Consider the following 22,271-nt stretch of genomic DNA (forward strand, 5'->3'; position numbering starts at 1 on the left):
TGACGAAAGCGTCAAAGACGTTGAGAAACCTTCGGTATGCGCACTTGCCACCTCCTGAGGATGTTCTGGAGATCGGCGCGGCTGAGCAGTTCGCGGCGCTCGCCCACCCGTTGCGTCAGCGGTTCCACCTGCAGCGATGCCCTCGCTGGACCGGGACGGGGCCGTGGCGGAGACCTCTGCCACTCCTGATCACGGAGTTATGCTCTTCAGTATCGGGGTGCTGCGTCGGAACGCCCCGTCGGCCGATCAGGGTCTCCGTGGCGCGTGGTCACTGCGTGCATTGGAGCCTGTCATGGCAAGTCTTCATCGCAAGCCCACCCTGGTCATGGGAGCTCGCGGGAGCGTCGGCAAGTTCGTCATGAAGCGGCTTCTGGCTGAAGGCGTCCCCGTCCGCGCGTCCGCCCGCCGTCCGGCCCCCGGTCAGTTCCCGGACGGCGTCGAGGTGTTCGCCGCGGACCTGACCGACCCGGCCAGTCTTCTCCCAGCGTTCGGGGGTGCCAGGCAGGTGTTCCTCTACGCCAACCACCAGGGCGTCCACGGTGTCATCGAGACCGCCCGTGCCGCCGCGTTGGAGCGCATCGTGCTGATGTCCTCAGGGAGCGTGATCCACCCCTCCTCGGCAGGCAACGCCATCGCTGAGAAGCATCGTGCGGTCGAGGCTGCGTTCGCTGTCGCCTCAGATGTGCTGATGGTGCCGGTCCGTCCGCTCGTGCTCGCCACCAACGCTCTGGGCTGGGCGTACCAGATCCGGGCCAACGGAGGCGTGGCGCTGTACCAGCCGGATGCGCTGACCGCTCCGATCCACGAGTGGGATGTCGCCGCCGTCGTCTGTGCGGCGCTGTCCGGCGACACCGCACGGGCTGTGAGCGGGCTGCTCACCGGCCCGGCTCGGATTTCCCAGCGTGACCAGGTCGCCGCGATCGGCCGCGCTGTGGGCAGGGAGATCCCGGTGCGGGAGTTGTCCCGCGATGCCGCGATGCGACAGTTCTCGCAATTCATGCCGGCGGGGGAAGTCGAGGCGGTGCTGCAGTTCCTCGACGATGCGGCTGCCGGGAACTCGCCGGCGGTGCCCACCGTCGAGGAGTCCTGGGCCGCTCGGCGATCACATTCGATGAATGGGCACTCGACCACGCACGCGACTTCCGGTGAGATGACCCGTGGACGGCACATGACGTGTCGGTCACGGATGGGCTGTTGCCGCTGATCGCCTCGCGCAGCCCGCCGCGCCCCCGCCTACCCGGAGATCCAGTCAACCTTGGCCCGCGGGATCGGGCTCAGCCCGCGATCCAGGCGTACGAACCGGGACCGGAACCTCTGGACCGGCGGGCACCTGTAGGAGCAGGGCCGGGAAGCTACCAGTTCCATCGACCCATCACCGCGACGAACGCCGGCAGCGGCAGCGCCCTGATCACGGTCGCATCCAGCAGCACGCCCAGCCCGAGCCCCGTGCACTGTAGCCATCTATGTCCGCTGTTCAGGGCGACGTGAAAGTGATCGACAAGCCCCTCTGCCCTTCCCTGGGTCACGTCCGTGGACGTGACCGACAGGGGAGCACAGTGGAGATCATCAGGCACGGTACGCCCTACCTGGGATCCAGCGAAGAGGCACGGGGTCATTCGTCGTCTGGATCCGCCGGCTCCACGGTCGGTGCGATCTGCGGTGGTGTCGCGGCGCCGCCAGCGATCTCGCGCCCTTGATTCAGTGTGTAGTCAAGCTGCCTGGCCAGCTGTGGGAGAGCCGCCGGAGGTAGATACGCATCAGCGCCGGCGTCGAGTAGTCGTCGGACCGGGCCGTGGTACTGAACTCCGAGTTCGTGGTCCTCGATTTCGGTGACGACGACGCGAGCTTTCGGGAACATCGATCGGAGCGCTGTGATCAGTTGCGGGCTGCCTGGGGGTACCAGCAGCACATCGGTTGTCGCGGGAGCCGCATGCATATCGAGCACTACGTAGTCCGCCCCGAGCTGGGTGGAGAGTGCGACCCGAGCCGCGGTCGACAGCTCCATCGCGGTGGCCACGACTGTCACGCTCTCGTGGTCGATCGGTGCTTGGTCGTTGGCCCCATCTGGCGCGTCGCGATCCACGATGGCGCCTTGGACCACGTCAATGGTGCTGGAGATCGTCGCGATCGATGCGCCGTCACGTGTGAGGACCAGGTTCTCACCAGGACCGAGGGCGTCGATGAGCGCCACGACGTCTTCGGGAAGGCGGGTCACGTCGATTCGCTGAGTGGAGCGCGGGGCGCTTTTGCGGATCACCATGCCTGGGACACGCTCACGGCTGCGGGGGCGCCCTGTGTCATGCGCGGCCCTGGTCGCGTGCGAAAGGCCCATCCACGGTGACATGGTTGCCTGCCCCCGAAGGTGCAGCTCAACCAGATGATCACATGGGTCCCTTCTATGCTGTGATCTCGTTAGATCCCACTACACGACCATTGGTTCACGCCGCGCCGATGTTGCTGCTGACAACGTCCCTGGACGTCGATGGACGTTCATAGAAAATGATCAGTCGGAGGTGCCCGTGAGCAGGCATTTCTGGCACCGGTGGACGATTTCGAACTGGCTGCGGATCAGATGCTGTACTCCCCTGATCTTGACCTGCGGTGAGGCCGACCTGAGGGCTGTCCGGGCCGGGACTATCCGGAAGAAAGCGCGAGGAAGGCGCAGAGCAGAAGGAGGAGGGCCAGGACCAGACTGCGCCGCCGCCACGACAGGCGCGGCGCGCTCGCCAGGGCGGCCAGTGGGTAGGCGAACAATCCGGCGACCACGCCGACCGGTGCGTCGGCGAGTTCCCAGATTGGCACCAGGAAGAAGGGCGCCAGCACGGCGACGGGCCACGCCGGGCGCACCCGTAGGAGGTGCAGCAGCGGCCAGGCGAGCACGACCGCCGCCCAGTTCCCCACCGTCCAGGCGTCGGTCAGCTGGCTGAGGCAGCCGAAGTGGCCGCAGTGCGAGTCGTCGGACAGGGCGGCTACGAGCAGCAGCCAGCCGAACTGGATGAAGGGCAGGATGATGCCGGCGAGCGCGGCGGCGACCACCCGCTCGGCAAGCCGCCCTTCGGCGGCGGGTGAGACACTCGCGTTGCACATGTCCACACCGCAAGCATCTGATCCGACCGTCTCGCGATGCACTCGCATTGATCACGATTCATGTGGGGACGCAGGCCTTGCGGATCAGTTGTCGGCGTCCTGCCGTGTGCTCAGCGCACTACAGCAGAGAAGTACAGCAACGAGGTCTTACACGATCACACCCTGCCACTCGGGAACTCGTCACTGAACTGGGCGACGCGGGCTTCAGGTGGCGCCTGACTCCCACGTGACCACGCTGAAGATCCGCGACAGCCATGACGGGTTGTTCTTCAAACGCGACACCCGAACGAAGCCGGCCGCATTCGGGCGGAGACATCACTCCGGAACCCCAGGTGCAGAATCCTCACGCTCGGCCACGCCGCTGGCTGGCGCGCAGATTCCGTTGCAGCAAGAGCGGCCACAGTTTCCCAGGCTGGTACTGGGCGCTGACCACAGGCGGCCAGGTGGGCTGCGAATGACTCAGCGCCGTGGCTGGCCAGCCCGGGTGATTAGTGGAACCAGACGACAAGCCGCACGCTGTGCGCGCCGTGCACTTCACTGAGCGTGCGCATCACGCTCCACACTCGGCCCCAGTCACTCTGGTCGCCGGCGACCATGCCGCGGCTTCGCGTGCCGGAGCTGTCTGTCTCGGTCCAGTCGATAGAGGCGACCTCAGCCCAAGTGAGCCACGTGGTGCCGAATACGTCGGCAGGTCCACCATAGGCGGCAAGCTCGCTCGTCAGCCCCTCCGAGGCGTCGCGGGGAAAGCCACGGCCTTCGGCTATAGGGCGAAAGCCGAAGGTGTTGCGGATCCCGAAAAGGCAGGCGAGTCCGTCGTAAGCGTTGCCGCGGTTGAGCAGGAAGAGGTCGATGGCGGCCTGCCACACAGAGTCTTCATCGTCCGGGCCCCAAAGGCGGGCACCCGGTCGGCACTCGATCATCCCACTGATGTCGGTAGACATGCTGAGATCTTGCCTTCGTGTCCCAGGAGTGGACACCTGGATTTCGGAACCGCCTTGCCCGCTGGGTCCCATGTCTCACGTCTGCTGGCCGAAGGTCGTCATCTACGCATCCTGCTGAAACACGCGATCAGCTTCCTGTGGATGGCGAACATCCTCGCCGAGCAGTTGGGCGAGCGCGCTGCCCGGGTCCCCACTCAGGAACTGACCGCGGAGCAAGTACGTGAAGGCGCACGCACCGACCCCGCGCTGCGGGACGCCCTCAGCCAGCTGGGCAAAGTCCCCGTCCTGCACACCGACAAGGCCCGCAAGGTGCTCGGCTGGGCGCCCCGCGACGTGGTCACCACCGTCGTCGACACCGCGGAAAGCCTGTTCCGCCAAGGACTCATAGATCGCTGACCTACAGCCGACGTCATCTCGACGCGTGATCGCTGGTCTACTAGGCGTCGGGATGGCGCGATTCCGTGCAGGTAGGGACTCGAGGTTGGACTGATCAGGCGTCGGGGTCTCGAAGCCCGACGGCATCGTGACGCCAGAACGGCTCGGAGTAGACCAGCGTCCCCGTCATCCACGGCTCGTACGCCGGAAGCCTGACCACCTGGAAGGCGTCGTCGGGGATGCGCAGGGACGGCTTGCGGAAGCCTTGCTCGGCCCCCGGGGTGAATCCGAGGCGGGAGTAGTAGCGGGGGTCGCCTTCCAGGAAGACGAGGGGGCTTTCTCCTTCGGCGAGAGTCGTGAGCCCGGCGCGGACCAGGGCCGAGCCGATGCCCTGCCGCTGGTGCTCGGGTAGCACGCCCAGCGGGCTGAGTACCCGCACGTCGACCAGCCGCCGCGGCGCGTCGAGCAGGCTGCGGGTGAACATGACGTGCCCGACGACCTGTCCGTCGGCCTCGGCCACGAGCGCGAACCCCCCGTCGGAGCGGATGCCGTGGCGGAGGGTGTCGACCAGGCCGGCAACAACTCCGCCGTGGTCGCCGAACGCTCGTAGATGGACGTGACGCACAGCGTCCGCGTCGGCCGGCCGCTCTTCTCGAAGCTCCACGCCCGGAGGGTAAACGATCTGTCGCGCCGACGGCATCTGGTTTTCACCCGAGGCCGACAAGCTTGGTCAGGAAGCGATCGACCTGCTCCTCCAGCGGCGGCCATGGCAGGTCGGGCTGATTGACCCGCATCGACACAGCCCCGTGGACCGCCGCCCTCAAGTCCAGTGAGACCACTGCGGCGTCGTCGGCCGGGGCGAGCCCGGCGTCGATACACCGCCGCACCGCGGCGGTGGTGCGCTCGGCCAGCTCCTGTTTGAAGGACATGGCCGCCCGCTGGTTGAGCGTGCTCTCGTGCAGCACCTTGTACAGGCCGGGGTGTCGTTGGACCCACCTGCCCAGCAGCAGGACACGGGCACGCAGCTTCCCCGCCGGATCGGCGGCACCGGTCTCGGCCTGATCGACGGCCTCCAAGAGTTCGCGATGGAACTTCTCCAGGGCGGCAAGGACGAGCGCGTCCCGGTCGGCGAAGTGAATGTACACAGAGGTCGCCGCGACGCCGACCTCCCGGGCCACCGCGCGCATGGACAAGGCCTGGTCGTCGCCGTGTTCGTCCAGCAGTCGCAGGGCGGCGCCGACGATGTCTTCGCGCAGCCGCTCGCCCTGGCCGCGCGGATTGCGGCCCCGCCTGCCGCCAGAAGGGCCGGCCGGAGCGGAGGGGGTCGTGTCCATGGTGGCCCATTGTAGGCGAACGACTTTAGCGCTACGGTCGTAGCACTACAGCCGTTCACATATGGAGGATTTCCAATGGCTGACCAAGCAAAGGCGTTGGACCCGGTATTCGCCGAGATGAGCGCCGCCACCGACCGCCTGCTCTGGGACGAGAGCCCGGAGCTGACCACGCGCGAGAAGGTCCTGCTGTGCCTCACCGCCGACGTCTGCCAGCAGACCCTCGGCCTGCCCTTCCAGCAGCACGTGACCATGGCGGCAGACTGTGGCTTGTCGGCCGACGACCTGCGCGAAATGCTCCGCTTCGTCGCCTACGACAGCGGTTATCCCGCCGCCCTGACGGCGCTCGCTCGCCTGATCGACCTGGAACGGGAGCACGCCCTGCCCGCCCCTACCGGCCAGGGCCACGAGGTGAACGCCAACGGCACGGGCAGCCCGATCCCCGAGCCGATGCGGCAGGCCGTGGCCGCCCTTGATGCACCGTTCGGCAGCTACATGGACCTGCAGTCGCGGATGCGCGCCGGCATGCGGCTGCTGTCGGTTCGTGAGCGCGCGTTCATCACGATGACCGTCGACGTGCTCTTCCAGACCCTGCAGGAGAGCTTCCGCGCCCACCTGACGCGCGCCCTCGCCGCCGGCGCCACATCAGAGGAGGCCCGTGCCGTCGTACGGTTCTCCGCGCAGTTCGGCATGACCAAGGCGTGGCGCGCCATGCACGTGCTCGACGCCCTGCTCGCCGAACTCGGCGCCGCCCGAGTCTGAAGTGAGAGGTCGTGGGGAGGGCTGTACAGCAGCGCCGTACGGCGGCGTCGCAGGAGATCGGTGTGCTGGTCTACAGCGGCCTGTTCCTCGCCGACGACGGAGGCATGGTGCGACCGCTGGCCGACAAGGCCCGCGCCGCGTCTGGGTAAGGTCGATGTCGTGTCCGCCCTTCTGCATGGACTGTCGCAAGCATCGGGTGAGTATCCGGCAGCGTGGTGGTTGGCCAAGTCGGGAAAGCTGCTCCAGTTTCTCGCCGGGCTGGCGGTCGCACTCGATCTCGTAGGTCGCGAGCGGTTACTGAGAGCCCATGAGCGGGCCACGCGACAACGCGAATTACTTAGTGAGATCCGGAAGTTTGCGAAGTATGACCAACTGCCGAAACAGCTCGCCAAAACGATCCTCGGAGCAGCGATCGAGGCCCCCATTGTCCCGGGTACCGTTCCGATCAACGGATTTGTCATTCCTCATATAAAGGGGTATTGGTTCTCCGAGTCTCCGGTGGCAGCGGTGCCGCCGCTGCTATCGGTTGCCGATGTCGAGGAATTCATCGCACGAGTGAGCATCCGAATGAGAGCGGAATTCCCGTGTAGCGAGCAGCACGGCGACCGCATATGCCCTGATCAGGCGACGTTCATTGAAGCGGAAGCCCTGCAGGAGGTAGCTCGCCGACTCGACTTGTCGGACCAGGCGAATTCTTTCCTGGCCGCGCAACACAGAAGGTACAGCCCCGATGGGGGTCTGTCCGGCTGCATCATTCCTGGGATGGTTGCGGTCGGTGCGGCAGTGGTTGCCGTCCTCTTCTTTTATCTGCAACTGGTCATCACGACAGTCGTGGGGTTCGGAATTTTCGTTGCTGGCAGCTCTTTTGCGTTCGCCCTGCAATATCGGCAGGTCCGAATCGACGCCCATTTGCGCCTGACCGTGGCCGCTGTACGGGTCCTGAGTTCATGGGGCCTGTTTCTCCTCGGGCGGCAGGCCACCGGCGATCCAGTGAAATGGACGGCGCTGATCCTCTTCATCGCGGGGTCGATATTAGACCTCGTGTGGGGGTGAACTGCTGCGCAGCGTGCCCGTTCCGTCCCTCGCACGCGTGGCTGTCCTCTCGGCTGAACCCCTACCTGACGACCGATGCCGACTACACGATCACGGGCGGCGACGTCACCAGCGATGATGAATCTCGGCCCATTGCGGGCTGCTCCGTGAGTCTCAGCGGCGACGACGAACTCCTGCGCGGATGCTGAGAAAGTTAGGATTTGGCACCAGCCGCGGTCTAGAGAATGGCAGGTGAGTACGCGATGGCGCACAACTCCCGGCGTGACCGGATGATCGCGGCGTGCGGCGCCCAGCCAGGATCGGTGGAGGATTACCCGTTCGGCGACGAGGTGGCGGTGTTCAAAATCGCCGGCAAGATATTCGCGCTGGTCGCGCTGGGCCCGCTCCCCGGCAGCATCAGCCTCAAATGCGACCCGGACCTCGCGGTCGGCCTGCGCGGCCGGTATGCCGCGATCACCGCGGGCTACCACCTCAATAAGCGCCACTGGAACACGATCACGCTCGACGGCTCCGTGCCCGACGACGAACTTCTCGACCTGATCGATCACTCCTACGACCTGGTCGTGGCCCGCCTGACCAGGGCTGAACGGGACAAGCTGGGTAGTCCGCCGGAGCACTGACGGGCTACTCGTCGGCGAGCTCCTTGGTCCCACCTCGGCGTTCGTGATTGCCTGGCCGGCGCCGAGGCCCGATGCCGCGGTTGGCCCCGGTCGCCAGGACTGTCTTTTCCTCTATGGCCATGCCTGTTGCTCCTGTCATTTCGGGGTGATCGGGCGCAAGCCTGCGCTCGTGCCTGCCATCGGCAGAAGCCGCCTGGCGTCACGGTCGGCTCAGGGCAGCAGCGCCAGCTTGCCCACGGTGGCCCGCGCTTCCAGTTCCGCCAGCGCTTTCGGCCCTTCAGCCAGCTCGTAGACGGTCGGCCGGCCGGGGCCGAGCACCCCGGCGGCGAGGAGGCCGGACATCTCGCTCATGACTTCGCCGAAGATCTGTGGTGCGGCCTGGATCAGGGAGCCGATGTTCAGGCCGATGAGGTGGATCTGGTGCTTGTAGACCAGTTCCCAGTTGGTGATCGCGGCTTCGCCGCCGGCCAGGCCATAGACGACGACCCGGCCGGTGACCCGCTTGGCAGCGGCCAGGCTGGCGTCGAGGGTGGCGCCGCCGACCGACTCCAGCACCAGGTCGACGCCCGCGCCGCCGGTCAGTCGCAGGACCTCGGCGGCGATGTCGGTGCCGCGGGAGTCGATGATGTGGTCGGCGCCCTGTGCCCGTACCACCTCGTGCTTGCCTGGCGAGGCCGTGGCGATCACCGTCGCGCCGTAGTGTTTGGCCATCTTCACCGCGGCCTGGCCGGTTCCGCCGGCCGCGGCGTGGATGAGCACGGTCTGTCCGGCGGCGATGTGGCCCAGCGGCTTGAGCGCCGCCAGCGCGGTCGGCCAGTTCACGACCAGGCCGAGCGCCTGCTCGTCGGCCCAGCCCGCCGGCACGGGCACCGCGCCGGCTGCGGGTAGCACCATGTACTCGGCGAAGGCGCCGCCTGTGACGTCGACGCCGATGACGTGGGCGCCGGGCTCCAGGCCGGTCACCTCCTCACCGACGGCGGTGACTTCACCGGCGCCCTCGATGCCCGCCAGATACGGCGGCTGCGGGCCGCCCGCGAACGTGCCATGGGCTTGCGAGATGTCGACGAAATTGACGCCGGCGGCGGTGACCCGGATCAGGACCTCGCCCGGGCCCGGGCTCGGTACCGGCGCGTCGGTGATCAGGCGCAGGTCCTGCGGGCCGTTCAGTGACGTCTGCTCCAGGGCGCGCATGGTCGCGGGAATGCTCATGACGATGGGCTCCCTCTCCATTTATCGAACGGATTTATTTATCGAACGGCCAACAAATCGTGGCACGCCCGTGCGTCGCAGGTCAAGGTAAACTTGATCGAACGGCAAACAAGTACGGAGGCACATCCCGATGGCCGCTCGCGGCAGGCCGCGCACGTTCGACCCGGACACCGCCCTGCGTCAGGCGCTGGACCTGTTCTGGGAACGGGGCTACGAGGGCACCTCGCTCAACGACCTGGCCCAGGTCATGGGGATCGCCTCGGCCAGCATCTACGCCTGCTTCGGCAGCAAGGAAGACCTGTTCCGCAAGGTCATGGCGCTCTACGGCGCGACCTCAGGCGAGCCGCCCAGGCGCGCGCTGCGTGAACAACCGACCACACGCGCCGCGATCCACGCCATGTTGCGTGCCACCGCCGATGAGATCACCCGCCCCGACGCCCCGCACTACTGCATGCTCATCCTCGCCGCGCCGACCGGCGCCGTGGAAAACCACGCGGTCCGAGAATTCCTCGCCGACCGCCGGCACGACCAGCTCACCACCGTCAAAGACCGGCTCATTCGCGGCGTCACCGACGGTGACCTCACCGCACCGCCCACCAGCCTGGACGCCATCGCCCGCTACTACACCACCGTGGTTCACGGCCTGTCCATACAAGCCCGCGACGGCGCCACCCGCGCCGAACTGGAAACGGTCATCACCTGCGCGATGGCCGCCTGGGACACCCTCACGTCCGCGCCATCACAGCAGGTGATCTAGTGGAAACTCGCTCGTTCCCGTCGGCCGCGGCATTCGAAGAATGGCTCGCCGTCAGCCATGCCTCCTCGTCCGGAATCTGGCTCAAGCTCGACAAGAAGGTGGCGGGCGGCCAGTCGCTGACCTATGCCGAGGCGCTTGACGTGGCACTGTGCTTCGGTTGGATCGACGGGCAGAAGGCCAAGTTCGACGATGACCACTGGCTACAGCGCTTCACTCCGCGCAGGCCGAGGAGCAAATGGTCGAAGGTCAACCGCGACAAGGTCACCGCGCTGATCGACCAGGGCCGGATGAGGCCGGCGGGCCTGCTGGAGATCCAACGCGCGAAAGAGGACGGCCGCTGGGACGCCGCATACGACGGACCGCGGACCGCCACCGTGCCCGAAGATCTGGCGCGCGCCCTGGCTCAGAATCCCGCCGCGCAGGAATTCTTCGCGACGCTGGACAGCCGCAATCGTTACGCGGTGCTGTATCGCGTGCAGGACGCCAAGAAACCCGAGACTCGGGCACGTCGTATCGAGCAGTACGTCGCAATGCTGGCCGAGCAGAAGAAGATCTACCCCTGACGCTGCCCAGCAACGGTTGCCGGTACCACGGCGAGTCGCTGCCCAAGCGAGGGAAGCGCGGCCCTGAGACCGCTCTGAGGGCGAGCCGGGCCTGAGCGGGCCGCTGCACGACCGGGTGAGCCGCGCCTCCACGATCAAGGAGCTGAGCGGCTCCTGGTGAGCGGAGCAGTGCAACCGGTTGTAGTTCCTGGAAAATTTTAGCTGGGAAGCTAATTGCTTGGATAGTGGCGCGAGCTGGGAAAACATAGATCACGATATATCGGTAACATCTACGTAACGCCTGCAAAGGGTTGACGAAACTTTTGGTGCACCTATAGGAAAGCGCTATCCGATCCCGCCGTGCCCGGACGGCCAGGAATGAGGGACACATGCGTCTATGTCCGATTCGATCGCGGTAACCCCGGAACGGGCGCTCGCTCCCAGGCGAGCCCACGCCAAGCCGCCGGGTGCGGGGAGACGCGCCAAGCGGGTGAACGCCCACAAACGGCGAGAGGCCCGTACGGCCTACCTCTTCCTGGCGCCATGGTTCCTCGGCCTGTTCGTGATCACGGTCGGTCCGATCCTGGCGTCGCTGTACCTGTCGTTCACCGACTTCAACATGCTGGAAACAGCCAAGTGGATCGGCCTCGACAACTACGCGAAGATGTTCACCGAGGACACGCGGTTCCTCACCTCGCTGAAGGTGACCACGATCTACGTGGTCGTGTCGGTGCCGCTGCAGCTGGCCTTCGCGCTCGGGCTGGCGCTGGCGCTCGACCGGGGACTGCGCGGGCTGTCGTTCTACCGGTCGATCTACTACCTGCCCTCCCTGCTCGGTGGCAGCGTGGCGATCGCGATCCTCTGGCGCAAGATCTTCGGTAGCGACGGCCTGGTCAACGCCGTGCTGGACGTCTTCGGCATCCAGGGCGCCGGTTGGGTCTCCGACCCCGACACCGCGCTCGGGACGCTGATCCTGCTGCACGTCTGGACGTTCGGCGCGCCCATGGTGATCTTCCTGGCGGGGCTGCGGCAGATCCCGCAGAGCTACTACGAGGCGGCTCAGGTGGACGGGGCCGGCAAGCTCCGCCAGTTCCGCTCGATCACGCTGCCCCTGCTCACGCCGATCATCTTCTTCAACCTCGTACTCGAAGTGATCAAGTCGTTCCAGTCCTTCACCCAGTCGTTCATCGTCAGCAGCGGCACGGGCGGACCGGTCGACTCCACGCTCTTCTACACGCTCTACCTGTATCTGAAGGGCTTCAAGAGCTACGACATGGGCTACGCGGCAGCCATGGCCTGGGTGCTGCTGCTCATCATCGCCGGACTGACCGGTGTCAACTTCCTCGCGTCGAAGTATTGGGTCTTCTATGGCGACACCAAGTAAGGCCGTCCCGCTGCTGTTCCGCCCGCTTCCGCGGGGCAGCCGCCTGCTCAAGCACCTCCTGCTGATCGGGTTCGGCCTGGTCATGCTCTATCCGCTGCTCTGGATGGTGTCCAGCTCGCTCAAGCCCGAGGAGCTCATCTTCCGCGAGCCCGGCCTGTGGCCGAGCACCTTCACACTGGAGAACTACAGCGACGGCTGGACCTCGCTCAAGCACACCTTCGGTTTCTACCTGTGGAACTCCGCGGTCATCACCGGCCTGTCGGTGGCGGCCAACCTGATCGCCTGCTCCCTGGCCGCGTACGCCTTCGCCCGGCTGAACTTCCCGCTGAAGAAGCTCTGGTTCGCGGTCATGCTCGGCTCGATCATGCTGCCGCATCATGTGACGGTCGTGCCGCAGTACATCGTGTTCTCCAAGCTCGACTGGATCAACACGATCTGGCCGCTGATCGTGCCCAAGTTCCTGGCCACGGACGCGTTCTTCATCTTCCTCATGGTCCAGTTCATCCGGACCCTGCCGAGAGAACTGGACGAGGCCGCCTCCATCGACGGCGCGGGTTACTGGCGGGTCTTCCTCCAGGTGATCCTTCCGCTCTGCACCCCGGCGCTCGCCACGACCGGCATCTTCACCTTCATCTGGACGTGGAACGACTTCTTCAGCCAGAACCTGTACCTGACGAACTCCGACAACCTCACGGTCGCCGTCGCGCTGCGCCAGTTCCTGGACTCCAGCGGTGAGTCCTCGTGGGGGCCGATGTTCGCGATGTCGATCGTGTCGCTGGGGCCGATCTTCGGATTCTTCCTGGCCGGCCAGAAATACCTGATCCGTGGCATGGCGACCACCGGACTCAAGTAACACCCCCCGCAACTCTTCACCAGGAGGTAGAGCTGTGAATTTCAGCTCGCGCAAGAAGATTTGGACGGTCGCCCTGCTCGCGGCCACCGTCATGACGTCGGTCGGCGCCTGCGGCGGCGGCGACAAGGCGGACAGCGGCAAGGTCGAACTCCGCTTCTCCTACTGGGGCAGCGACTCCCGGCAGAAGCTCACCGAGCAGGTGATCAAGAAGTTCGAGGAGAAGAACCCGACCATCAACGTCGAGGGTGACTTCTCCGACTTCAACAACTACTACGAGAAACTCGCCACCAAGGTGGCGGCGAACGACGCCCCCGACGTCATGAGCATCGAGATCCGCGGCCTGGGCGAGTACGCCGGGCGCGGCGCCCTGGCCGACCTGGCGGGCAAGGTGGTCACGACCGACCTCGACCAGCAGGCGCTCGCCGCCGGGAACATCGACAGCAAGCAGTACGCCATTCCCTCCGGCGTCAACGCCTTCTCCATGCTCGTCAACAAGGCGACGATCGAGAAGGCCAAGCAGAAGGTACCCGACGACAAGTCCTGGACCTGGGACGACTGGATCAACCTGGCCAAGCAGATCAGCGCGAGCGGTGGCGGCATCACGGGAGCCGAGTACAACTACAACCCCGCCTGGTTGCAGATCTTCGCGGCCCAGCGGGGCGAGAAGCTGTACGACGGCAAGAAGCTGGGTGTCTCGCCTGACACGCTGAAGGCCTGGTGGGCCATCCACCAGCAGCTCATCCAGACCAAGGGCTCGCCTGACGCGGCGAAGAGCTCCGAGCTGATCGCGGGCGGGGTCGAACAGTCGCCGCTGGGCACCAACACCGGTGCGACGGGCATGTGGTGGAGCAACCAGCTCGGCGGCCTGACCAAGGCGTCCGGTCAGGAGCTGACCTTGCTGCGCATGCCCAAGGTGAAGGAGGCGACCACCAGCGGTATGTTCCTGCAGCCGTCGATGTTCTACACGGTCGCCGCCAAGTCCGAGCATCCGGCGGAAGCCGCCAAGTTCATCGACTTCATGGTCAATGACCCGGACGCGGCCTCGATCCTGCTGAGCGACCGTGGCCTGCCGACCAACGCCAAGGTGCTCGCGGCCGTCAAGGACAAGCTGCCGGCCGTCGACCAGAAGACGCTGGGCTTCATCGACGAGGTCAGGAGCGAGCTGAGCCCGATCGCCGCTCCGCCGAAGGGCGCCCTTCAGGTGGATGACATCCTCAAGCGCGTCACCGAGGAGGTCGTCTTCGCCAAGACGACTCCGGACGCCGCCGCGCAGAAGTTCCTGACCGAAGCCAACGCCGCCCTCGCCGGCTGAGGTCGGTACAGCAGGGTTGAGGTCAGCAAGGCAGGGCCGGGGCCGTCAGTGGCGCCGGCCCATTATTTTCGCTACTCGGGGAGAGAAAGTTGAGCACCAGGTACGCCTTCGTCGGCCTTGGTCACCGCGTCCGGATGTACATCGACGCCCTGCTGGGTGACTGGCGGGACACCGGTACGATCGTCGGCCTCTGCGACACCAACCGGACCCGCATGGACTACTACGCCGAGCGCATCGGCGACGAGGTGCCCCGCTTCCATCCGGACGAGTTCGGCAAGCTGCTGGAACTGGCCGACGCCGTCGTGGTCACCACGGTGGACGTGACGCATGCCCACTATGTCGTCGCCGCCCTCGACGCGGGGCTCGACGTCATCGTGGAGAAGCCGCTCACCGTCGACGCCGAAGGCTGTGAGGCCATCGCCGCCGCCGCCGAGCGCAACCCGGGCAAACTGGTGGTCACCTTCAACTACCGCTACTCGCCCCGCAACTCGGCGGTGAAGAAGCTGATCAGCGAAGGCGCGATCGGCGAGATCACCTCGGTCCACTTCGACTGGGCGCTGGACACCATCCACGGCGCCGACTACTTCCGCCGCTGGCACCGCGAGCGGGCCAACTCCGGCGGCCTGCTGGTGCACAAGTCCACCCACCACTTCGACCTGGTCAACTGGTGGCTCGCGGCCGCGCCCGAGCTCGTCTTCGCCCAGACCGACCTGCGCTTCTACGGCCAGGCCCTGCCCAGGGGCCCGCGCCCGGCCCGCGGTCAGGGCGCGCCCGGTCTCGGGACCGATCCGTTCATCCTGGACATCTCCGCCGATCAGCACCTCAAGCGCCTTTACCTGGACGCCGAGCACGAGGACGGCTACATCCGCGACCAGGACGTCTTCGGGCCGGGCGTGACGATCGACGACAACATGTCGGTCCTGGTCCGTTACGCGAATCGGGCGATGCTCACGTACTCGCTCACCGCGCACGCCCCGTACGAGGGCTACCGCGTGGTGTTCAACGGTACGGAGGGCCGGATCGAGCTGGAGGTGTGCGAGCGATCTTGGACGCCGCCGCACGCCGCGATCGACCCGAGCGCCGCCACCAAGCAGCACGCGGCCGGCGCATGGGAGAAGCTCACCCTGCACCGGCACTGGCAGGAGCGCGAGGAGATCGTCATCGAGCAGGGGGAGGGCGGCCACGGCGGCGGCGACCGGCTGCTGCTCGACGACGTCTTCCGCGGTCCGAGCGAGGACCCGCTGGGCCGCCCCGCCGGGTACCGCGACGGCATCCGCAGCGTGCTGGTGGGAGCCGCGGCCACCCGCTCGGCCACCACCGGCCGCGCCGTCCGCCTGATCGACGACGGCACCCGCCTGGCCGACGCCTGACCGACGGTCGGTCACCTGCTCGGCCCGGAAGACCGGCACACCATCTGCTCGGCGAGGCTCCCAGGTCAGAAGCCCTCTGTGATCATCACAGGGGGCTTCTTGCTATCACCGGCAGGTGGGGTCGAGCCGGGAGCGACAGGTGTGTGGCGGGCAGGGATCGGTGGTGATTTGAAGTTAACCGGCCGCGGTCGGCCGATGTGACGTCCCTGTAACGCCAGCTTCTTACCTTTTGCGCGTTGGATCTGCCCGCTGCGGCTGCGACGCGCCCACTGCCCGGGACAGCGTTCAGGCCCTGTAGAAGAAGAGGGCCGATGACGGCGACAGACCCGGACGACGGCACGGCCACGCGTGTGAAGACCGTCTGTTCCTATTGCGGCGTCGGCTGCGGCATCGTGCTTGAGGTAACGCGTGGCGCGGTGGTCAAGGCCTCGGGGGACAAGAGCCACCCGGCCAACGCCGGGCGTCTGTGTACGAAGGGAGCCACCAGCGCGGCGATGCTCGCGGCTCCGGGACGGCTGGAGCGAGCGCTCGTCCGGCCGGATCGGGGTGCGGAGCCGGAGGAGGCCGGTGTCGACGCGGCGATCACGGCCATGGCCCGGCGGTTGCGCGCGATCCTGGACGAGCACGGGCCCGACGCGCTGTCGTTCTACGTGTCCGGGCAGCTGACGCTGGAAGCCCAATACCTGGCGAACAAGCTGGCCAAGGGGTTCGTCGGCACCAACCAGATCGAGTCCAACTCACGGCTGTGCATGGCCAGCGCGGGCAGCGGCTACAAGCTGTCGCTGGGGTCGGACGGCCCGCCCGGCTCGTACGAGGACTTCGAGCGCGCCGAGGTGTTCTTCGTCATCGGCGCGAACATGGCCGACTGCCACCCCATCCTGTTCCTGCGGATGATGGACCGGGTCAAGGCCGGGGCCAAGCTGATCGTGGTGGACCCGCGCCGCACGGCCACGGCCGACAAGGCCGACCTGTTCCTACAGGTACGGCCGGGCACGGACCTGGCCCTGCTCAACGGGCTGCTGTACCTCCTGGTCGAGGGCGGTCACATCGACCAGGAGTTCATCGCGGAGCACACCAACGGCTGGGCGGCCATGCCGGGCTTCCTGCTCGACTATCCGCCCGCCACGGTCGCGGAGATCACCGGGATACCCGAGGCCGACCTGCGTCGGGCCGCTCAGTGGATCGGCGAAGCCGGCGAGTGGATGAGCTGCTGGACGATGGGGCTCAACCAGAGCACTCACGGCACCTGGAACACCAACGCGCTGTGCAACCTGCACCTGGCCACGGGCGCGATCTGCCGCCCCGGCAGCGGTCCGTTCTCGCTGACCGGCCAGCCCAACGCGATGGGTGGGCGTGAGATGGGCTACATGGGGCCCGGCCTCCCCGGACAACGGTCGGCGCTGGTGGAGGAGGATCGCCGGTTCGTCGAGGAGCTGTGGGGGATCGCGCCCGGCACGCTTCGGACCGAAGTCGGGCAGGGCACGATCGAGATGTTCTCGCGGATGGCCGAGGGCGAGATCAAGGCGTGCTGGATCATCTGCACCAATCCGATCGCCAGCGTCGCCAACCGCAAGACGGTGATCGCCGGTCTGGAGGCCGCCGAGTTCGTCGTCACCCAGGACGTGTTCGCGGCCACCGAGACCAACGCCTACGCCGACGTCGTCCTCCCGGCCGCCCTGTGGGCCGAGTCCGAAGGCGTGATGATCAACTCCGAACGCAACCTCACCCTGCTCCAGCAGGCCGTGGAGCCGGTCGGGGAGGCGCTGCCGGATTGGCGGATCATCGCCAGGGTCGCCTGCGAGATGGGGTTCGAGGACGGCTTCTCCTATGAGAGCGCGGAGGAGGTGTTCGAGGAGATCAAGCGGGCGGGCAATCCCGCGACCGGCTACGACCTGCGCGGTGTCACCTACGAGCGGTTGCGGGAGACGCCGGTGCAGTGGCCGAGCCCGCCCGGTTCCGGCGCGCGCAACCCGATCCGCTATCTCAACGACGGTCTCAGCCAGGCGCCGCTCGTACGGGAGGACGGCAGCCGCCCGCGCCTGGCCTTCGCCACCGCCGACGGTCGTGCCGTCTTCTTCCCGCGCCCGCACCTGCCCGCCGCCGAGCTGCCCGACGACGACTTCCCGTACGTACTCAACACCGGTCGGTTGGCGCACCAATGGCACACCCTGACCAAGACCGGCAAGGTCGCCAAGCTGAACAAGCTCAACCCGGACCCGTTCGTCGAGATCAATCCGCGGGACGCGGCCGAGCTCGGCATCGGCGAGGGCGACCTGGTGGCCATCTCCTCACGGCGCGGCCGGGCCGTGCTGCCCGCGGTCGTGACGGACCGGGTGATGCCGGGCAACAGCTTCGCGCCGTTCCACTGGAACGACCTGTTCGGCGAGTACCTCAGCGTCAACGCCGTCACCAGCGACGCCGTGGATCCGATCTCATTCCAGCCCGAGCTGAAGGTGTGCGCGGTCTCTCTGGCCAGGGTGGCCACAGACGACGCCCCCTCGCGAGTGCCCGAGCCGGCCGCAGTGCCGGGTCCGGTCGCGGCGCTGGCCGGGCTGTTCGGGCTGGCCGAGCTGACCCCGCCGGTGCTCGCAGGTCACGAGCGCCAATATCTGGCCGGGTTCCTGGCCGGTTTGAGCGATGCGCCGCCCGCCGGCACGGCTGTACCGATCTTGCCGAGTCATGCCCCCATCGACCCGAGCCATGCTCTGTGGATCAACGGTGCGCTGGCCGGCGCCTTCTCTCGTGTCGCGGCCCCCGCCCTTGTACCGGAGGCGCCTGTGGCGCCGGTGCGCGAGCTCATCGTCCTGTGGGCCTCACAGACCGGAAACGCCGAGGAGTTCGCCGCCGCCAGCGCTCGCCGCCTGGCCGACACGGGCCGCAAGGCCAGGCTCGTCGACATGGCCGACTGCACCCCGGCCGCTCTTCCCGCGGCGGCGGACCTGCTGGTCATCTCCAGTACGTTCGGCGACGGTGAAGCGCCCGACAACGGTGCCGCCTTCTGGGAGGCGCTCGCCGAGCCCGGAGCGCCGCGGCTCGACGGCGTGCGCTATGCGGTGCTGGCCTTCGGCGACTCCAGCTACGACGACTTCTGCGGTCACGGACGCCAGCTCGACCGGCGTTTTGAGGAGCTCGGCGCGGTACGCCTGGCGCCGCGCGCCGATTGCGAGCCCGACGACCAGGAGCGCGCGCTGGGCTGGCTCGACCAGGTGCTCACCACGCTCGCCGAGACGACGCCCGCCTCGCTCACCGAGACCAAGCCCGCCGCACCGTCCGTACCTGTCGAGTCTCCCGCGCCTGCGTCGAGCCACAGCAAGACGGCCCCCTTTACCGCGACGCTGTCGGGCAACCGGCTGCTCAGCCTGCCCGGCTCGGCCAAAGAGGTCCGCCAGTTCACCTTCGACACCGGCGGCGAGCTGGCCTACCAGGCCGGGGACGCGCTCGGCGTCATGCCCGTCAACAGCGCCGATCTGGTCATGGAATGGCTGGCGGTGACCGGTCTCAGCCCGGTCGACAACGTGGAGCTCACCGGCCTCGGCTCGCTTCCCCTCGGCGAGGCGCTGCACCGCCATCTGGACATCACCAAGATCACCTCGGGCCTGCTCAAGTTCGTCGCCGAACGTACTCGTGACCGCGATCTGTCCCGGTTGCTGCGTCCAGGCAACAAGGGCGAGCTGGCCAAGTGGACCTGGAGCCGCCAGGCCATCGACGTCATCGCCGAACTCCCGGTACGCGCCGACGCCCAGGAATGGATCGGCGTGCTCAAACGGCTCCAGCCGCGCCTGTACTCCATCTCCTCCAGCCCGCTGATCAGCCCTGACGAGATACGCCTGACCATCTCGGTAGTCCGCTTCGACAACCTGCGTGGCCGACCACGCAGCGGCGCGTGCTCGGCCTACCTGGCCGGCAACCCGGAGCGGACCCAGGTGCCGGTGTACGTCCAGCACACCACCCACTTCCGCCCGCCCTCGGACCCGGGCGCCCCGATGGTGATGATCGGCCCCGGCACCGGCGTCGCCCCCTTCCTCGGCTTCCTCGACGAACGCCGCGCCCTCGGCCACCACGGCCGTAACTGGCTCTTCTTCGGAGAGCAGCGCCGGGCCACCGACTTCTACTACCGCGACGAACTCACCCAGATGCACGACGACGGGCTACTGACCCGTCTCGACCTGGCCTTCTCCCGTGACCAGCGCGCCAAGGTCTACGTTCAGGACCGCATGCGCGAGCACGGTGCCCAGCTCTGGGCCTGGCTGCAGGACGGGGCGCACGTATATGTGTGCGGCGACGCCGGCCGGATGGCCAAGGACGTCGACCAGACGCTGCATGACATCACGGCCCGCTATGGCGGCCTCTCTCCTGATGACGCGACCGCGTACGTCAAGCAGCTGGCCGCGAGCAAGCGTTACGTACGGGATGTGTACTGACGGCGGCTCACGTTCACCCATCCGCGACATCCGCACCGAGTTCCTGGTCAAGCTGCTGAAGCCGCCCTGCGCCTGATGCAGATGCGCCACCGGCGGCAGTATCCACCAGGACGTCGGCATCGTGCAGGTGCCCTTCGGACCGCCCGGCGACACCGAGGACATCGCCTACCGGATCACTTTCGGCAGCCTTCACCATCCTTCGAGCGCCGTCCCGTTCACCGTGCTCACCTGGGTCGACACGACTCATCCGTAGTCCCGGCACACGAAGGGCGGGCGCGGCCGGTGTGACTCGTCGCGTCCGCCCCTCGATCCCCGGGTCCGCTTTTCCCAAACAGCCCGGGAGTTCCTCGGTCGCAGCTGGGTGCAGACCGCCTTGACCTCGGTGTACGCCTCCAGCGCCTCATGGCCCATCTCGCGACCCCGGCCCGACTGCTTGTAGCCGCCGAACGGCAGGGCCGCGTCGAAGACGTTGTAGCAGTTGATCCAGACCGTGCCGGCCGCCCACGTCAACCGATCTTCCAACGGACGGCCAGGTGGCTCTGTTGGGCGATGTACGCCTACCAGCCTGGTTGAGCGTCGCGACGCTCCGCTCGATGCCGCAGCGGGAGACCACGGTGAGATTCGAATGCCGCACCTCCGGGCTGCGGCGGCACTACTTCTCCGGGCCGCTGCTCCTCGACGTGCTGCGGGCGGCCGAGCCGATGTTCGATCCGGGCGAGCGCAAGGACCGGCTGCGTTTCCTGATCTCGGTACTGGGCCCGGGACGGTCATCGTGCGGTGCTTTCGTGGGGCGAGATCGACCCGGACTTCGGCCACACCTCGGCGCTGCTGGCCGTCAGCATGGACTGCCGGGGGCTCGACGACGAGGGGCCGCACCTGGTGATGCCGGGCGATCGGTGCGGCGGCCGGCACATCAGCCAGATCACCGACATCAGGGTGTACGCCGACGACCGGTTATGGGGCTGAGCATCCCAGGAGCAGGGCGGGCCGGCCCGGTGCAGGGCGATGTACGGCTCGGCCTGGCCCCAGTAGCGCACCCGTTCGCGGGTGACGCGGTAGCCGGCGCGCTGCTCGGGCCCGTCCGGTGAGCGGCGTGGGACGGGGATGGTCAGGATGCCGATGTCCTGGTCGACGTGGGTGAGCAGGCCGTGGCAGGGTCCGCCGAGGCAGATGGCGTTGCAGTCATGCAGGTCGTCCGGCGCGGGCGGGTTCATGCGGGGTAGGCGTGGGTCTCGGTGGCCTTGGCCGAGGCCCAGATCTGCTGGCCCGGGGTCAGGTCGAGGTCGGCGACGGCGGCGGGGGTGATGTCGGCGAAGGCGATGATGGGGCCGTCGAGGTGTACGCGTACGTTGTCGCCGTGGCGTTCGATGCCCTCGATGCGGGCTTGCCACAGGTTGCGCGGACTGCCGTCCGGGCGGGTCCGGTAGAGGGCGACGGCGGAGGGCGGGAAGGCGACGAACGCGGGCCCGTCGAGGTGTTCGTAGGTGTACAGCAGCAGCTCGCCGACCTTGACCCGCGATCCGTCGGCCACGCCGCGGTACAGGTTGAGCCCGACCAGGCGGGCCACATAATCGGTACGGGGGCGGCGGGCGACCTCCGCCGGACTGCCCTGCTGGACGATGGCGCCGTTCTCGATCACGATCAGCCGGTCGGCCAGCACCATCGCGTCGAGAGGATCGTGGGTGACCAGTACGGTCGCGCCGTCGAAGTCGGCCAGGTGGCGGCGCAGCTGGGAACGGACCTCCAGCCGGGTGTGGGCGTCGAGCGCGGCCAGCGGCTCATCCAGCAGCAGCAGATCGGGCTGTACGGCCAGCGCCCGCGCCAGCGCCACCCGCTGAGCCTGGCCGCCGGACAGCTGCCGTGGCTTGGCGGTGGCGCGCTCGGCCAGGCCGACGCGTTCCAGCAGTGCGGCGGCGGTACGGCGGGCCTCGGCCTTGGGCACGCCGTGGCAGCGCGGCCCGAACGCGACGTTGTCCAGCGCCGTCAGGTGCGGGAAGAGCAGGTAGTCCTGGAAGACCATGCCGATCGGGCGTTCCTCGGCGGGCAGGGTGTGCAGCGGCCTGCCGCGCAGGACGATCTCCCCGTCGGACAGGCGGGTGAGCCCGGCCAGGGCACGCAGGGCGGTGGTCTTGCCCGCGCCGTTGGGGCCGAGCAGCGCCACGACCTCGCCCGGAGCGACCTCCAGGGTGAGATCGAGGGTGAAGGCGGGCCGGGTGACCACCAGCCGGGCGTACAGGGTCATGGCGCGCTCGCC

The 22,271-nt window shown here is 67.5% G+C and carries 23 protein-coding genes; 14 read left to right on the forward strand and 9 right to left on the reverse strand.

All coding sequences use genetic code 11. From position 1 onward, the window contains the following. The first annotated feature begins 136 nt into the window (after nt 1-136). Nucleotides 137-1,204 (forward strand): NAD(P)H-binding protein, encoded by a 1,068-nt coding sequence (locus AB0J16_RS40580; protein ID WP_358550097.1) that lies wholly within the window; start codon nt 137-139, stop codon nt 1,202-1,204. A 408-nt stretch (nt 1,205-1,612) separates the two neighbouring features. On the opposite strand, the gene AB0J16_RS40585 is transcribed toward AB0J16_RS40580, so the two are convergent. The 3 genes from AB0J16_RS40585 to AB0J16_RS40595 all read right to left on the reverse strand — a co-directional run bounded on the left by AB0J16_RS40585 (nt 1,613) and on the right by AB0J16_RS40595 (nt 4,028). Further along, a complete protein-coding gene (locus AB0J16_RS40585; RefSeq protein ID WP_358550099.1) occupies nt 1,613-2,260 on the reverse strand; it encodes a hypothetical protein in 648 nt (215 codons plus the stop codon). A 374-nt stretch (nt 2,261-2,634) separates the two neighbouring features. Next, nucleotides 2,635-3,087 carry a hypothetical protein gene (locus AB0J16_RS40590; RefSeq protein WP_358550101.1) on the reverse strand — a complete coding sequence of 151 codons (453 nt, stop codon included), beginning with the start codon at nt 3,085-3,087 and terminating at the stop codon, nt 2,635-2,637. 488 nt (nt 3,088-3,575) lie between these two features. Further along, nucleotides 3,576-4,028, reverse strand: coding sequence for a hypothetical protein (locus AB0J16_RS40595; RefSeq protein WP_358550103.1), 453 nt, complete (start codon nt 4,026-4,028; stop codon nt 3,576-3,578). Between the two features lie 141 nt (nt 4,029-4,169). Here AB0J16_RS40595 and AB0J16_RS40600 point away from each other — a divergent pair, with 141 nt between their 5' ends. Beyond that, the gene (locus AB0J16_RS40600) at nt 4,170-4,424 is read left to right on the forward strand and encodes a hypothetical protein (protein WP_358550105.1); all 255 of its coding nucleotides are present in this window, start codon (nt 4,170-4,172) and stop codon (nt 4,422-4,424) included. Nucleotides 4,425-4,518: 94 nt separating this feature from the next. Here the strand turns inward: AB0J16_RS40600 and AB0J16_RS40605 are convergent, their stop codons facing one another. Together AB0J16_RS40605 and AB0J16_RS40610 are read right to left on the reverse strand one after the other, a co-directional pair. Beyond that, nucleotides 4,519-5,067 (reverse strand): N-acetyltransferase, encoded by a 549-nt coding sequence (locus tag AB0J16_RS40605; protein WP_358550107.1) that lies wholly within the window; start codon nt 5,065-5,067, stop codon nt 4,519-4,521. A gap of 43 nt (nt 5,068-5,110) precedes the next feature. Next, the gene (locus AB0J16_RS40610; RefSeq protein WP_358550109.1) at nt 5,111-5,737 is read right to left on the reverse strand and encodes a TetR/AcrR family transcriptional regulator; all 627 of its coding nucleotides are present in this window, start codon (nt 5,735-5,737) and stop codon (nt 5,111-5,113) included. 75 nt (nt 5,738-5,812) lie between these two features. On the opposite strand from AB0J16_RS40610, the gene AB0J16_RS40615 reads away from it, so the two are divergent. From AB0J16_RS40615 to AB0J16_RS40630, 4 genes are all read left to right on the forward strand, one after another. After that, nucleotides 5,813-6,496 carry a carboxymuconolactone decarboxylase family protein gene (locus tag AB0J16_RS40615; RefSeq protein ID WP_358550111.1) on the forward strand — a complete coding sequence of 228 codons (684 nt, stop codon included), beginning with the start codon at nt 5,813-5,815 and terminating at the stop codon, nt 6,494-6,496. Nucleotides 6,497-6,507: 11 nt separating this feature from the next. Further along, entirely contained in the window at nt 6,508-6,645 is a 138-nt protein-coding gene (locus AB0J16_RS40620; RefSeq protein WP_358550113.1) for a hypothetical protein, read from the forward strand. Between the two features lie 10 nt (nt 6,646-6,655). Then, a complete protein-coding gene (locus tag AB0J16_RS40625; RefSeq protein WP_358550115.1) occupies nt 6,656-7,549 on the forward strand; it encodes a hypothetical protein in 894 nt (297 codons plus the stop codon). A gap of 242 nt (nt 7,550-7,791) precedes the next feature. After that, nucleotides 7,792-8,169 (forward strand): MmcQ/YjbR family DNA-binding protein, encoded by a 378-nt coding sequence (locus AB0J16_RS40630; RefSeq protein ID WP_358550117.1) that lies wholly within the window; start codon nt 7,792-7,794, stop codon nt 8,167-8,169. 210 nt (nt 8,170-8,379) lie between these two features. Here AB0J16_RS40630 and AB0J16_RS40635 read toward each other — a convergent pair whose 3' ends face one another. Beyond that, nucleotides 8,380-9,378, reverse strand: coding sequence for an NADPH:quinone oxidoreductase family protein (locus AB0J16_RS40635; protein ID WP_358550119.1), 999 nt, complete (start codon nt 9,376-9,378; stop codon nt 8,380-8,382). Nucleotides 9,379-9,508: 130 nt separating this feature from the next. Here AB0J16_RS40635 and AB0J16_RS40640 point away from each other — a divergent pair, with 130 nt between their 5' ends. The 8 genes from AB0J16_RS40640 (at nt 9,509) to AB0J16_RS40675 (ending at nt 20,270) form a co-directional block, all read left to right on the forward strand. Continuing rightward, complete coding sequence (locus AB0J16_RS40640) at nt 9,509-10,135, forward strand: TetR/AcrR family transcriptional regulator (RefSeq protein WP_358550121.1); 627 nt, start codon at nt 9,509-9,511, stop codon at nt 10,133-10,135. Then, nucleotides 10,135-10,698, forward strand: coding sequence for a YdeI/OmpD-associated family protein (locus tag AB0J16_RS40645; RefSeq protein ID WP_358550123.1), 564 nt, complete (start codon nt 10,135-10,137; stop codon nt 10,696-10,698). Before AB0J16_RS40640 ends, AB0J16_RS40645 begins: the two co-directional genes overlap by 1 nt. A gap of 376 nt (nt 10,699-11,074) precedes the next feature. Continuing rightward, nucleotides 11,075-12,061, forward strand: coding sequence for a sugar ABC transporter permease (locus AB0J16_RS40650; RefSeq protein WP_358550125.1), 987 nt, complete (start codon nt 11,075-11,077; stop codon nt 12,059-12,061). Beyond that, a complete protein-coding gene (locus AB0J16_RS40655) occupies nt 12,045-12,914 on the forward strand; it encodes a carbohydrate ABC transporter permease (protein ID WP_358550127.1) in 870 nt (289 codons plus the stop codon). The genes AB0J16_RS40650 and AB0J16_RS40655 overlap by 17 nt, the downstream gene beginning before the upstream one ends. Nucleotides 12,915-12,948: 34 nt before the next feature. Continuing rightward, a complete protein-coding gene (locus AB0J16_RS40660; RefSeq protein ID WP_358550129.1) occupies nt 12,949-14,226 on the forward strand; it encodes an extracellular solute-binding protein in 1,278 nt (425 codons plus the stop codon). 89 nt (nt 14,227-14,315) lie between these two features. Next, the gene (locus AB0J16_RS40665; protein ID WP_358550131.1) at nt 14,316-15,596 is read left to right on the forward strand and encodes a Gfo/Idh/MocA family oxidoreductase; all 1,281 of its coding nucleotides are present in this window, start codon (nt 14,316-14,318) and stop codon (nt 15,594-15,596) included. A 311-nt stretch (nt 15,597-15,907) separates the two neighbouring features. Beyond that, the gene (locus AB0J16_RS40670; protein WP_358550133.1) at nt 15,908-20,017 is read left to right on the forward strand and encodes a bifunctional nitrate reductase/sulfite reductase flavoprotein subunit alpha; all 4,110 of its coding nucleotides are present in this window, start codon (nt 15,908-15,910) and stop codon (nt 20,015-20,017) included. A 121-nt stretch (nt 20,018-20,138) separates the two neighbouring features. Further along, nucleotides 20,139-20,270 carry a hypothetical protein gene (locus AB0J16_RS40675; RefSeq protein WP_358550135.1) on the forward strand — a complete coding sequence of 44 codons (132 nt, stop codon included), beginning with the start codon at nt 20,139-20,141 and terminating at the stop codon, nt 20,268-20,270. Here the strand turns inward: AB0J16_RS40675 and AB0J16_RS40680 are convergent. From AB0J16_RS40680 to AB0J16_RS40690, 3 genes are all read right to left on the reverse strand, one after another. After that, a complete protein-coding gene (locus AB0J16_RS40680; protein WP_358550137.1) occupies nt 20,261-20,527 on the reverse strand; it encodes an aldehyde dehydrogenase family protein in 267 nt (88 codons plus the stop codon). The two genes, AB0J16_RS40675 and AB0J16_RS40680, sit on opposite strands and share 10 nt — an antisense overlap. Before the next feature lie 257 nt (nt 20,528-20,784). Continuing rightward, complete coding sequence (locus AB0J16_RS40685) at nt 20,785-21,231, reverse strand: hypothetical protein (RefSeq protein ID WP_358550139.1); 447 nt, start codon at nt 21,229-21,231, stop codon at nt 20,785-20,787. Further along, entirely contained in the window at nt 21,228-22,259 is a 1,032-nt protein-coding gene (locus AB0J16_RS40690; RefSeq protein ID WP_358550141.1) for an ABC transporter ATP-binding protein, read from the reverse strand. The genes AB0J16_RS40685 and AB0J16_RS40690 overlap by 4 nt, the downstream gene beginning before the upstream one ends. Nucleotides 22,260-22,271: the final 12 nt, after the last annotated feature.

The organism is Nonomuraea sp. NPDC049750, assembly GCF_040659625.1.
In the GTDB taxonomy this organism is placed as follows: Bacteria; Actinomycetota; Actinomycetes; order Streptosporangiales; family Streptosporangiaceae; genus Nonomuraea.

Bases quoted from the DNA above. Each gene is read 5' to 3' on its own strand.
- AB0J16_RS40580 (WP_358550097.1), top strand. From the start codon at position 137: ATGCCCTCGCTGGACCGGGACGGGGCCGTGGCGGAGACCTCTGCCACT.
- AB0J16_RS40585 (WP_358550099.1), bottom strand. From the start codon at position 2,260: ATGGTGATCCGCAAAAGCGCCCCGCGCTCCACTCAGCGAATCGACGTG.
- AB0J16_RS40590 (WP_358550101.1), bottom strand. From the start codon at position 3,087: ATGTGCAACGCGAGTGTCTCACCCGCCGCCGAAGGGCGGCTTGCCGAG.
- AB0J16_RS40595 (WP_358550103.1), bottom strand. From the start codon at position 4,028: ATGTCTACCGACATCAGTGGGATGATCGAGTGCCGACCGGGTGCCCGC.
- AB0J16_RS40600 (WP_358550105.1), top strand. From the start codon at position 4,170: ATGGCGAACATCCTCGCCGAGCAGTTGGGCGAGCGCGCTGCCCGGGTC.
- AB0J16_RS40610 (WP_358550109.1), bottom strand. From the start codon at position 5,737: ATGGACACGACCCCCTCCGCTCCGGCCGGCCCTTCTGGCGGCAGGCGG.
- AB0J16_RS40615 (WP_358550111.1), top strand. From the start codon at position 5,813: ATGGCTGACCAAGCAAAGGCGTTGGACCCGGTATTCGCCGAGATGAGC.
- AB0J16_RS40630 (WP_358550117.1), top strand. From the start codon at position 7,792: ATGGCGCACAACTCCCGGCGTGACCGGATGATCGCGGCGTGCGGCGCC.
- AB0J16_RS40635 (WP_358550119.1), bottom strand. From the start codon at position 9,378: ATGAGCATTCCCGCGACCATGCGCGCCCTGGAGCAGACGTCACTGAAC.
- AB0J16_RS40640 (WP_358550121.1), top strand. From the start codon at position 9,509: ATGGCCGCTCGCGGCAGGCCGCGCACGTTCGACCCGGACACCGCCCTG.
- AB0J16_RS40650 (WP_358550125.1), top strand. From the start codon at position 11,075: ATGTCCGATTCGATCGCGGTAACCCCGGAACGGGCGCTCGCTCCCAGG.
- AB0J16_RS40655 (WP_358550127.1), top strand. From the start codon at position 12,045: ATGGCGACACCAAGTAAGGCCGTCCCGCTGCTGTTCCGCCCGCTTCCG.
- AB0J16_RS40670 (WP_358550133.1), top strand. From the start codon at position 15,908: ATGACGGCGACAGACCCGGACGACGGCACGGCCACGCGTGTGAAGACC.
- AB0J16_RS40685 (WP_358550139.1), bottom strand. From the start codon at position 21,231: ATGAACCCGCCCGCGCCGGACGACCTGCATGACTGCAACGCCATCTGC.
- AB0J16_RS40690 (WP_358550141.1), bottom strand. From the start codon at position 22,259: ATGACCCTGTACGCCCGGCTGGTGGTCACCCGGCCCGCCTTCACCCTC.